Annotated in this window: 5 protein-coding genes; 1 reads left to right on the top strand and 4 read right to left on the bottom strand. The window is 71.2% G+C overall.

Features of this window, described 5'->3' with window-relative positions; translation table 11 throughout:
• Nucleotides 1-166: 166 nt before the first annotated feature.
• Nucleotides 167-1,501 carry a sensor histidine kinase gene (locus tag ACFW2Y_RS12185; protein WP_384876896.1) on the bottom strand — a complete coding sequence of 445 codons (1,335 nt, stop codon included), beginning with the start codon at nucleotides 1,499-1,501 and terminating at the stop codon, nucleotides 167-169.
• A 312-nt stretch (nucleotides 1,502-1,813) separates the two neighbouring features.
• Between ACFW2Y_RS12185 and ACFW2Y_RS12180 the strand changes: the two genes are divergently transcribed.
• Nucleotides 1,814-4,087, top strand: a complete 2,274-nt coding sequence (locus tag ACFW2Y_RS12180) for an MMPL family transporter (RefSeq protein WP_384876894.1) — start codon at nucleotides 1,814-1,816, stop codon at nucleotides 4,085-4,087.
• Nucleotides 4,088-4,857: 770 nt separating this feature from the next.
• Here the strand turns inward: ACFW2Y_RS12180 and ACFW2Y_RS12175 are convergent.
• The 3 genes from ACFW2Y_RS12175 to ACFW2Y_RS12165 form a co-directional block, all read right to left on the bottom strand.
• Nucleotides 4,858-5,022, bottom strand: coding sequence for a hypothetical protein (locus ACFW2Y_RS12175; RefSeq protein WP_384876892.1), 165 nt, complete (start codon nucleotides 5,020-5,022; stop codon nucleotides 4,858-4,860).
• A gap of 299 nt (nucleotides 5,023-5,321) precedes the next feature.
• On the bottom strand, nucleotides 5,322-5,507 hold the full coding sequence (locus ACFW2Y_RS12170) for a hypothetical protein (protein ID WP_384876890.1): 186 nt from the start codon (nucleotides 5,505-5,507) through the stop codon (nucleotides 5,322-5,324).
• Between the two features lie 68 nt (nucleotides 5,508-5,575).
• Nucleotides 5,576-11,761 (bottom strand): DNRLRE domain-containing protein, encoded by a 6,186-nt coding sequence (locus ACFW2Y_RS12165; RefSeq protein ID WP_384876888.1) that lies wholly within the window; start codon nucleotides 11,759-11,761, stop codon nucleotides 5,576-5,578.
• Nucleotides 11,762-11,947 lie beyond the last annotated feature (186 nt).

Below are 11,947 nucleotides of genomic sequence, written 5' to 3'. Positions count from 1 at the left end.
CCACCCCCCAGGTCATCCGTTCGACAGGGGGACACAGTCATGCCGGGCCCGGAGGCCAGCGGCCCTCTTGCAGGACCGCGAAGAACATAACGGGGGTCCTTCCGGTTCCGGTGGAATGGTCGGGTGCGGTGGGCGTCGCGGTGCGGGTCCTGCCCCCTGGTCGGGGTCAGGCGGCCTTGGGGCCCGCGTCGTCTTCGTCGGCGGCGGCCGGGAGGCGGGCGGTGACCCGGTAGCCGCCGGTGCCGTCCGGGCCCGTCTCCAGGGTGCCGCCGAGCAGGGCGACGCGTTCGCGCATTCCGATCAGACCGTATCCCGGGGTCTTGGAAGGACGGACGGAGGGGCCGGGGGCGGCGGGGCCGCGGTCGGTGGTGCGTCCGGCGCCGTCGTCGTGGACCTCGATGGTGAGGTGTTTGGCCCCGTAGGCCAGTCGGACCCGGACGCGGGCGCCGCCCGCCGCGTGCTTGCGGGTGTTGGTGAGGGCTTCCTGGACCACGCGGAAGGCGGTCAGGCCGACGCTCGGCGGCAGGTCGCGGACCGGCCCGTCCACGGTGAGTCGCGTGTCCGTGCCGGACTGCCGGGCCTCCGCGACGAGCCGTTCGAGGTCGGCGGTGCCGGGCTGGGGTGCGGCGGGCGGGCCGGTCTCGGGCTCCTCCCCGGCGCGCAGGACGTCCAGGAGCTGCCGCATCTCGCGCAGCGCCATCCGACCCGAGCCCTCCAGGGTGACCAAGGCCTGGCGGGCGGCTTGCGGGTCCCGGGCGAGGTTGACGCGGGCGCCGCCGGCCATCAGCTGCATGGTGGTGATGTGGTGGGCCACGATGTCGTGCAGCTCGCGGGCGATGCGGCGGCGTTCGGCGGCCACGGCGGCCTCGGCCAGCAGCAGCCGGTGCGCGGCGGCCTCCTGCGCCCGGCGGCGCATCAGTACGCCCGCGCCGGTGACCAGGGCCGCCGCCACCAGGTTGCCGAGGACCGCCGGATCGAAGAGCCCGCCCGACAGGCCGACCAGGGAGGCGGGTACGGTCACGGCCGCCGCGGGGAGCGATCGGCGCAGCGGGAGCTGCCGGGCCACGGTGTACAGGGCGACGGCGAGGGCGGCGGTGAAGTGTCCTTGGAGCGTGGTCGCGAAGTTGAGGACCGTGCCGAGGCCGAGCACTCCGGTCAGGGCGGTGAGCGGGCGGGTGCGGCGGAGGACGAGGCACAGGGCCGCCAGGACCAGCAGGGCGCAGCCGGCCAGGGTCAGGGGCCGCCCCTGGTCGGCGGCGCCCAGCGAGTAGCCGATCAGGTCGACGGCCGCCGTGCCGATGGCGACCAGGGCGTCTCCGCGGTCCCAGGCCAGCCGCTCGGGGGCGGGAGCGGAGAGGGGGGTGGGGGTGTCGTCGGTTCCCCTTCCCGTGCCCGTACCCGTGCTGGTGATGGTGCTGGTGCCGGATCTCGCTGGCCTGCTCGTCCCCGTGCCTTCGCTCGCGTCCGCGTCCCCGCTCGTGCTCCTGCCCCGTATCGGCATGCCCGTCTGCTCCGTCCCGCGCTGGTGTCCACCCGTTGTCCCGGCCCCCTCGTGGGTGCCCGGAGGGACGCGCGGCGGGGGCGGAAGCTTCCATTCTCCCTGGTGGGGCGGGAGGTGTGTCCTCCCGGGGGCGGAGGGCCGAGCAGTACTTTGGTCCTGGTCGAAAGGGGTGCCGCGGACCGGAGTCCCGTACCCGGGCTCCTCCTGCGCGCCGATGATCCGGGGCCTGCCCGCTGATGGTCTGGGAGCAGTCCGGGAAGTGCCCGGAGCCGCCTGCCGGTCCGGCGGGTGGAACGTGCGTACGGAGGTTCTGTGGTCCGCGCCCTGACCGGCTTCTCGACGCGAAGTCCGTGGAAGGTCATCGCCCTGTGGGCGGTGCTCGGCATCGCCCTGACGATCTTGGGGCAGGCGTTCGTGTTCCGGGCCTCGCAGCCCGGCACGGGGGGTTTCCTGCCCGAGCGGTACGACTCGGCGGCGGCTCTGGAGGTGGCCGAACGGCACTTCGGGGCGCGGCCGGACGTGGAGCCGTTGACCGTGCTGGTGGCCCGTCGGGACGGGGCGGCGCTGACCGCCGCCGACGAGCGCCGCATCGACGGTCTGGCGGCGGCGTTGTCCCGCCGGTGGATCACGATGCCGCGGGACGAGGACACCCCGCCGGTGCTGGCCGAGGACCATTCGCAGCGGCCGCACGTGACGCCCGCGCTGACGTCACCGGACCGCAAGCTGCGCTTGTTGTCCGTGGAGTTGAAGGGCAACCCCGCCGACCCGGGGGTGCAGTCCACGTACCGGGCGTTTCGGGACGAGGCTCGGTCCGAGTTCGAGGTGGCAGGGTTGCGGACCGGGTTCACCGGGGGTTTGGCGTCGACGGTGGACGACCAGGACGCGGAGAAGATCCGCTCCATGGTGGTGGGCCTGGTGATGGTCGGGGTGATCGTGCTGCTGCACGTGCTGGTCTTCCGGAGCGTGCTGGCCGCGCTGCTGCCGTTGGTCGCGGTCACGGTGATCGGCGGGGCCGCCATGGGAACGGTGGTGCTCGGGGCCCTGCTGAGCGGGATCCGGCTGGCGCCCTCCACCCCCGGGCTGATCAACGTCGTGCTAGTCGGGATCGGTGTGGACTACTTCCTGTTTCTCCTCTTCCGGTTCCGTGAGCAGTTGCGCGCGTATCCGGGGCAGTCGGGGCGGGAGGCGGCCGCGGTGGTCGCGGGCCGGGTGGGTACGGCGATCACCTCGGCGGCGCTGACGATCGTCGCGGCGTTCGCGACGCTCGGCGTGGCCGCCTTCGGCCAGTTCCGGGTGCTGGGTCCGGCGATCGCGGTCTCGGTGCTGGTGATGCTGCTGGGCAGCCTGACGCTGCTGCCGGCGCTGCTGGCGGTGTGCGGGCGGCGGATGTTCTGGCCCTCGCGTTCCCTGGACCGGCCGGCCCGGGGCGGGGCCGCGGCCCGGACCGGTGCGTGGACGGTGCGGCGGCCCGCGGCGCTGGTCCTGGTGTGCGTGGCGGTGCTGGGGGCGCTGGCCGCGGGGACGGCCGGGATGCGGATGGACTACGGCGGCCGGGCGGCCGGGGAGGAGCGGACGGCCGCCGCGCAAACCGCCGCGGAGATCGCCCAGAGCCTGCCCGCGGGCGTGTCGGGCCCGGCCGGGGTGTTCGTCACCGCGGTCGGCGGCGGGCCGGTGGACGTGGCCGGGCTGGACGGGCTGGTCCGGGCGCTCGGTGCGGTGGAGGGCGTCGGGCAGGTGGCCCCGCCCGTGCTGAGCGGGGACGGGCGGGCCGTGCGCATCGACCTCTTCCTCGACGCGGACCCGCTGGGGCAGGAGGCCCGTGACGTGGTGTCGGGTCCGGTGCGGGACGCGGTCGCGGCCAACCGGCCGGCGGGTACGGAGGTGCATGTGGGCGGTACGGCGGCGGTGTTCGCCGACGTGGCGGTGGCCGTCGGCAAGGACCTGAAGGTGGTGTTCCCGGTGGCGGCGGCGCTCATCGCGGTGATCCTGTTCCTGCTGCTGCGCAGCCTGCTGGCGCCCGTGGTGCTGATGCTGGCGGTGGGCCTGGGCTTCGCGGCCACCCTGGGAGCCTCGACGCTGGTCTTCCAGCACGGACTGGGACGGGCCGGCGTGGACTTCACGCTGCCGTTGGTGCTGTTCTTGTTCGTGGTGGCCCTGGGCACCGACTACAACATCCTGGTGACGGACCGGATCCGCGAGGAGATGGCCCGCCCGGGCCCGGCCCGGGCGGCCGTGGCGCGGGCCGTCCGGCACACCGCCCCGGCGATCGCATCGGCGGGCCTGGTCCTGGCCGCCTCCTTCGCGGGCCTCGCGGTGAACCCGGCCCCGGCCACGCAGCAGGTCGGTTTCGCGACGGCCCTGGGCATCCTGCTCTCCGCCTTCGTCCTCTCCCTCGCCCTGGTCCCGGCGCTGGCCGCCCTCCTGGGCCGCTCCCTGTGGTGGCCGGTCCTGCGCCGCCCGGTCGACGACGAGGACGGAACGGGGCGTGGCGGGTGCCCGGGGGCACCTGCCCCCCTCTGCGAGGGACGTTGCCGCCATGAGGGCTCCTGCGATCATGGAGCGGCAGCTCTCTTGGGCCGTCGGTAACAGATGGGGCTGCGGGCGAGGGAGACGAAGGCATCGTGGGGTTCGGTGCGGCGTTCCCGTTGGACGGCGAGTCGTTTGAAGCGGTGGAGCAGCGCAAAGGTCTGCTCGACGGCATAGCGAAGTTTGCCCGGGCTGTCGATGGTTGGGGCACCTCTGCGGGAGACGACCTGCAGGATCCGGCGTGCGGGCAGCTCACGACGGTGGGATCGAAGTCGCATCCCTTGTCGCCGAGCAGAGCCCGGGGGTGTCGACGGGGTGGTCTGGGCGTCCGGCGACGGGCGGGACGCCATCGACCAGGGCAAGGGGCTGGGTGACGTCGTTAACGTTGGCCGTGGTCGTGATGGCCTTGAGCGGAGTGCCCCGGCCGTCGCTGCCCACGTGGTGCTTGCCGCCCGGCTCGTCGCTGGTCGACCGGCGACGAGCCGGTGTTGGCTCCCCCTCTTTTTCGCATGGACGCGGGAGCCGTCCGCACGGGTTCTGGACCAATCCAGCTCGCCGGCCGCGTTCAGCCTGGCGAGGAGGCAAGTGGCGGTTCTGCGCCGGTATGCCTGCTGGCGCGAAGGGTGGCGAGGCCGAAGGCCAGTCCTCCAGCGATGGACCAGGGGGTCCACAGGGCCAGTGTCCAGGCCCGCTGCTGTTCGCTCACGGAGGCGTCCACGTGCACGGTGCCCGTCAGCGGCATCACTTCGATGCCGATGACGCGTCTCAGCAGGACCGCGCTGACGCCCCATCCCAGCCACCTCGCCCATGCAGCGGGCGTCCTCCGCAGATCAGGCCGGGTGAGCAGCCGTGTGAGCGGCGCCGAGTAGGCAGCGCCCGCCCACGCCCCACAGGCCAGCGACGACGAACCACAGCGGGCGCTCGGTGGCCAGCGGGCCGGCGAAGACGCTCAGCCCCGCATCGCCGCCGAGACCCCAGGAAAGGTGCAGCCCCACGAAGGCGAGCGCCCACCCGCATGCGACCCGTATGCGGGTGGGCCCCCACGGCGCGGACCGTGCAAAACCGCCCGTTCCTTCCTCCTCGCGGTTCACCGCTGGACCTCCCGGGCCTCGCTTCCCGCGGCGGGCTCGACGATCGCGAAGGCGGCGACGAACAGGCGGGCGACGGCGTCCTGTCGGGAGGGGCGGCCTCCCGCGTCGAACTGGGCGGTGGCGCGATGCAGCGAACGGTCGCTGGGGTGTGACGACTCAAGGAGGGCCCGTCAGCGAACTGACGGGCCCTCCCGCATCGACTGTTACGGGTTCTGGGGATTCCTCGAACGTCGGAGGTGGTACAGCCTTCGAATCCCGTCAACGACGAGGCCGGTGCCGGCGAGGATGGCGAAGGTCGAGTAGGGGGTCGTGGTGATGGTGTCGGACACGTAGAGGGCGAGAAGCACTACGCCCGCGATGATGGCTCCGTATGCCGTCCATCTGTTCATGGTTGCTCCTGTTTGGTGCCGTGGATGGCGCGGGGAAGGGTGGGGGCGCGCCCCCACCCTTCGGATGCTCAGTTCATGGTCCGCCACAAGCGCATGTTCCTGTAGGAACGCCAGCCGCGGTACGTCCTCACCCGCGAGTACGCGGCGCCAGCGAACTTACCGGATCGTCCTACCTTGATGGCGTTGGTCCAGGTGCGGCCGAAGAAGCCGCCGGCAGCGCCCCAGCCGGCAGCCGAGAGCGTGCCCCGCCAGGTCTTCCTGCCCGAACTGCCCCAGTAGCCCATGGCTCCGACGGCGGCTCCGGCTGCTATGCCGCAGACGATGGAGACGCCGCATCCGAGGGCTGCGGCCACACCGACGCCGATGGCGCCGACCTTCCAGACGGTGCGCCAGCCCCTCCAGCGGACGAACTTGCTCTTCTTGAAGCTCCTCCACTTCTTCTTGAACCAGTTCTTCCCGTCGAGGTCGAACTGGTTGACGGGGTCGCCGGGGTAGCCGTAGCGGTTGTCGCCCCCGCCGTAGACGGGGTCGGTGGACAGGAAGCGGCCGGTGCCGGGGTTGTAGAGGCGGACGCCCATGAGGGTGAGCCCGGTGAGGGTCTCGGTGGAGCGTTGCTTGGCGCCGAGCCAGTTGTAGCGGGTGGCCGTCTGACCGGCCCGGGGGTTGCCGTATTCGTCGGTGTCGAGGGCGACGGGGGCCTGGGAAGTGTCCAGGGGGAGCTGGAGGGCCACGTCGCCGTGGATGGTGGTGAACTGGAGGACGGTGTTGCCGGTCTTGCTGGTGGTGGCGGCCAGGTCACCCGAGGCGGACTCGACGTTGCGCGTCAAAGCGCCCGTGGCACTGTCCTCCGTGATCCAACGGGGGTTGTCACCTCCGTCGTCGTAGTGGTTGACCTTGGATCCGGTCTGGCTCCATGTGGATCCGCTGCCGGTTTCGGTCGTGAAGGAGCGGAAGCGGTGGGCGGCGTCGAGCTGCCAGGTCTGGCGCTGGCCGTTCGCGGTCTGCTGGTAGGCCAGGTCGTTGCCGTAGTAAGCGAGCGTGCCGTGGCCGGGGACGGTGGTGGTGCGTCCGAACGCGTCGTAGACGTGGCCGGAGTCGACGAGGCGGTCGGCGCTGTCGTAAGCGTGGCTGGTGGTCGTGGCTCCGGTGGTGGGGCAGTCGGCGCCTGGAGCGCCGGCCGCGGCGGTGAGCGAGGTGCGGTTGGTGCGGTTGTCGAAGGCGTAGGTCCGCTTGGTGCAGATCGTGTCGGCGGTGTCTTCGACGGTGACGAGGCGGCCGGTCGCGTCGTAGCCGTACTTCTGGTCGGACCAGCCCGCATGTGTGGTGACCTGGCCGTGGACGGACTCGGTCACGGTGTCCGCGTAGATCACGGTGCCGTCGCCGTCACGGGTGTAGGTGCGCTTCAGGGCGGCGCCGGTGGTGTCCTCGCTGGTGGTGACGGTGTAGCCGCCGGGCAGCTTCTCGCTCGCCACGGAGCCGTCCGCGTCGTAGGTGGCCTGGAAGACACCGGCGACGGAGTCCGTGGTCTTCGTGGCCAAGCCGCGTGGCTCGGCCGCGTGGTCGTAGGTGTACGTGACGGTTGAGGGGGTGTTGTCCGTGACTTTGACCGGTCGGTCGAGCAGGTCGTACTCGGTGCTGGTGACACCGCCGTCGGCGTCCGTGTAGGACGTCTGGCGGCCGAGCTCGTCGAAGGTCTTGGTGAGGGTGCCCCCGGTCGGGGAGACCGTCTTGACGGCGCGGCCGGTGGCCGGGTCGTACTCGGTCGTCGTCTCCGGGACCGCCTGGCCGGCTCCGCCGGTGATGGCGACCTTGGTGGTGCGGCCGGCGTCGTCGTAGGTGGTCGTGGTGGTGCGGGTGACGCCGTTCGCGGTCTCGGTGACCTTGGCCGGGCCTCCCCACCAGTTGTACTCGGTGGTGGTGGTCGGCAACTGGGCCGGGTTGCTGCCGCCGCCGGTGATGGCGCCGGCCGGGCCGGTGGAGCAGACCAGGTCGGCCCACTCGGGGCGGCCTTGGCAGGTGCCGGTGCCGGTCGCGGACCAGTAGGTGGTCACCCGGGTGGCGGCATCAGTGCCGGTGGCTCCGGGAAGCCGCTGCTTCGCGACGCGGCCCAGGGAGTCGTACTCGGTGGTGGCGGTGATCGCCAGGCCACCCGGGTCCTTGACGGTCTGCGTGGCCAGCCCCTTGGCCCAGTCGTACACCGTCTGCACCACGCGGGTCTCGCCCTGGATGCCGGGGTGTTCACGAACTTCGACACCGGTGGTGACCTTGGTGATCTGGTCCTTGACCTTGGCCGTGCCGTCGGTGGGACGTCCGGTGTCGTACTCGTTGACCGTCCACGAGCGGCCCGTCACCGACGTTCCGGAGGACACCAGGGTCGTGGTTCCGGACTTCAGATCGGCAGTGAGGTCGATCCACCGCAGTGGGCCGAACTCCTCGATTTCACGGGTGCCCGTCTCGTTGTGGACCGACTTGGTGGCCAGAAGGTCAGCACGCTCGGCTGTGGTGAGCTGGCCGATGCCGAGGTCGGCCTGGACGGCCCTGTCGGCGGCGCTGATGCCCAGGGCGGCCTCGCGGTTGCCGGCGGACAGTTCGCGCACCGTGTTGCCGAAGCGGTCGTACTCGGTGGTGGAGATGTGGCCGCCGGGGGTGGCTTTGTTGACCGAACGCCCGGAGACGCCCATGTAGTTGATCGTGGCGCGCGTGTAGGAGCCTGCCGTCAGGCCGTTGCCGGCGTTCGAGGCCGGGACCGCGTCGGCGGGGAAAACGGCGGTCGCGTCGGTCGGGGCGTCCAACTGCCCCCACGCCTTCACGTCCGCCGCACCCATCGCGTACGGGGCGGTGGTGCCGGTCAGCGGTACGTCGTACACGATCGAGGTGGACGCGGTGCCGGACTCGACGTCCTCGGTGCCCTGCTGGAGGCCGGGACGGGATGCCGTGAGGAGCATGCCGTCACCGGCGGTGGCGGCGGCGCCGGCCTTTCCGTAGGTGAAGGTCCAGGGCAGTTCCCCAGCGGGAGTCAGGTCGGTGACCCGGCCTGCCGTGTCGTAGGAGTATTCGGTCTTCAGTGCCGGGCTGATCTGCGGATTCCACGCCTGGCGCAGGCGGCCGGACGCGTCGTAGGCGTAGGTCTGCACGGCCTTGGCGGTGGCCGCTGCGGCGCCCGGCTCGGTGGACCACAGTCGGATCTCCTTCACCTGGCCGGCGAAATACCCGAAGACGAGGTCGGTGGCGGTGGTGGAGACGGCGTAGACGAACTCCAGAGCACGACAGCCCTTGGTGGACGGCGTCGCCGTGCACGTGGCAGCCGACGTGGCCGAGGTCGGGGCGGTGATCCGCTTGGGCCGGGCCAGCTTCTTGCCGTCCACGGTCACCAGCTCCGAGACCACGGTGGTCGTGGTGTCCGCGAGTCCGTCCAGCAGGGTCGAGGAGACCTGCCAGGTGGTGGCAGCCGTGTCCGGTTTGGTGAACTCGGTCACCGTGCCCTCGGTGTCGGACAGGGTGAACGAGCCGGTGACGCTGCCGGTGAGGGTCAGGCCTTCGGCGCCGGTCTCGGGGACCCAGCCGTTCATTGCCGCGTTCGCGGTGAAGTGCGTCTCCTCGCCCTCGGAGTCGACGACCGCGATGGCGGTGTCGGAGATCCGCCGGATGTGCGAGAAGTCCGACTGCGTGGCCTCGGCGGTCGTTCCGGAGACCCACTCCTTGCCGAAGATCGGCGCCTGGCCTTCCTGCTTGCCCCCCTTGTCCGGGGTGCGGGAGGAGGCGGTACGCGAGACCGACAGACCGAACGCGGAGGCGTCTTGCGCGGAAAGGGAGTAGTCACCGGTGAGCAGGTTCACCGAGCCCGGGCCGATCTCGTCCGTGGCCGCGCCGGAGGCGTTGCGGTCGACGACGACGGAGAGAGGCTGGGTCGAACCCGAACCGCCGGGCCCGGTGAAGTCGGCCTTGATCTGGACCGTGCCGTCGGGGTCGACGGTGTCGGTGGCGTTCCAGACCAGGGCGGCGTTCTTGCCGGCCGTCATCGGCACCGGCCACGCGGCCAGCGGCGCACCGCCGGAGGTGACGTCGCCCACGGGGATCTGCACCCACGCGTCGGCTTCGGAGCGGCGCCAGGAGAAGGACACCTTGTCGTACGTGGAGCCGTCGGCCTCGGCCAGGAGCGGGAGGCGGCGCGCGGTGCGCTCGCCGTCGGCCGGCTGGACGAAGCCGCCGGGGCCGGCGTGGAAGGTGTAGTCGATCGCCTCGGACTTGTTGTCCGCCTTGTCGACCGCACGGACCTGGAGGGTGTGGGTGCCGTCCTTGGGCGGGGTGATGGAGATGGCCTTGGCGCCGGAGGCGCCCCCGGTGGTGACCTTGGTCCAGGTCACGCCGTCCAGGGACCACTCGAGCCAGTTGTGGTCCGTGCCGGACGGCGGGGTCACGTTGAAGGTGCCCGCCTGGCCGGCTCCCTTGACCCACGAGGTGGACGGGTAGTCCGTGGAGGTGATGGCGGTGGGGGCGGAGGGGGCGGTGGTGTCGACCGTGAAGGTCTTCCACTCCGACCAGCCCAGGTTGTAGTGCGTGCCGTCGTAGGGGGAGGTGCGGAACTTGTACGTCTTGCCGTTGGTGAGGACACCGGCGGGAACGGTCACGGAGGCGACCTGTCCGGAGTTCACCCAGGGGGAGACGATGACGTTGCCGACCTGGGCGTTGGTGGCGGAGTCGAAGATCTGGAACGTGCCGTTGACCTTGTCGCCGTTGGCGTCGACGAAGGTGTCGCGTAGGACGGGCGTCGTGGTGTTGACGACGTACGCGCCGCCGTAGGAGAAGAAGGGGGCGCCCGCCTCCTGCTTCGTGCCCGTACGGGGCCGGTAGTTGTAGGTGACGGTCAGTTTCGGCGGGTTCGAGGCGGCGTTCGCGGAGTTCACGCGCTTCCACTGCGCCACGATGCTCTCGTCCGAGGCGCGCAGTCCCATCCCGGAGTAGGGCCACTTGTTGTTGGCCCAGTGCTGGACGAGGTTGGTGACGTCGGCGTTGATCCAGCCGTCCGCCGTGCAGGACGCGTTGCCCTTGGTTTCGGTCGAGGTGGCCATCTTGGTGACCATCGCCGGCTGGTTCGCCCACCGCGACGAGGTGGAGGCGTTGTTCGCCGTCCACACCTCCCACGGTTGGGTCGCGCAGCCCGGCGCGTTGCCCGAGTGGAAGTTCCACAGGGACAGCGTCGCGTCGGCGATCAGCGCGTCCGCGACCGGCGCCGTGTTCCAGGTGATGAACGAGCGCGCGGTGCGGTAGGTGCCGTCGGCGTTCTTCGTCCCCGGGTTGCCCAGGTCCAGCTCGGTGTCGGCCGACCAGTCGACCGTCTCTCCCCGCTGGACGTAGGTGTCGAAGAGGTTGCCCAGCGATGAGGTTGACGGGTCAACGGTGACCGGGTACTTCGTCTCCGAGGCGGCGAGGAATTCGGCGTCCGGGGTGACGACGAGATCGACGCCGCCCTTGGCCTTGACGACCTTCATCGCGACCGGGACCCGGCGGGTGTGCTCGCCGGAGACGGGGTCGACCGTCGCGTCCCACATCACCGGGGCGGGCATCACCGCGGTCTTCTTCGACTTCTTGTCGGTGAACAGCACGCTGCCGTCCGGCTGCTGCTCCACCTTCAGCCCCTTGGTCCTCAAGGGCAGCGTGTACGAGAATCCGGTGGCAGGCTTCGCCTTCACCTCGACGAACTGCTCGAAGCCGGTGCGCGTGGCCTCCACGACCACATCCGCGCCCGGTACCGCGTCCCGGTACGTGGCGCGGGTGCCGTCCAGCTTCGGCGCGGGCAGACCGCCGCGCCACTGCAGGGTGATCGCCTCCTCACCGCTGCCCAGGGTCACCAGATCCGTGGCGGGAGCGGACTGCGCGGCACGCAGCGAGGCGGCCTTGGTACCGGATTCACCCGCGAGCTTCAGCCCTTGCGGGTGGGCCTTCGACACGACAGAGCCATCCGCGGCGGCTGTGAGTTCGACGTCGACGTCACGCCAGTCGCCCGTGACCGGATCCTGGAACCGGACCGGGCCGGCGGTCAGCTCCGTCGTAAGCGAACCGTCCTTGTTCACCCACGTTGTCGACGTCTCCGTGCGCTCCGAGAGGGCCTCGACGCGCTTGCCCGACAGCCGGGCCGCCACGCGAGCTGAGGCGATGTCAGCAGTCTGAGTGACAGCAGTCGGCTGCAGCTCTCCGGCGGCCTGCTCGCGGGGCGAGGCCAGCGCCTCGCTGCCCCCGACCAGCCCCACGGCCAAGGCCAGAGAAAGAGCCCCCGAGACGAGGCGAAGTCTCCCCCCGGACCAGAGCCGCCCACGCCCCTTCGGGGCGGGTATGTGAACCATCATGATTCCTCGGTCTCTTACATCCCAGTGCGTCACACCTGTGACACAACCGTGAAATTACCGAGGGATAAAAGACTGCAATACAGACTCAAGATCCCC

Origin of the sequence: Streptomyces sp. NPDC058877 (assembly GCF_042742855.1) — a bacterium.
In the GTDB taxonomy this organism is placed as follows: domain Bacteria; phylum Actinomycetota; class Actinomycetes; order Streptomycetales; family Streptomycetaceae; genus Streptomyces.
Note: the sequence above shows the minus strand (reverse complement) of the source record. Positions and strands in the feature narration are given on the sequence as shown.

Bases quoted from the DNA above. Each gene is read 5' to 3' on its own strand.
- ACFW2Y_RS12185 (WP_384876896.1), bottom strand. From the start codon at position 1,501: ATGCCGATACGGGGCAGGAGCACGAGCGGGGACGCGGACGCGAGCGAA.
- ACFW2Y_RS12170 (WP_384876890.1), bottom strand. From the start codon at position 5,507: ATGAACAGATGGACGGCATACGGAGCCATCATCGCGGGCGTAGTGCTT.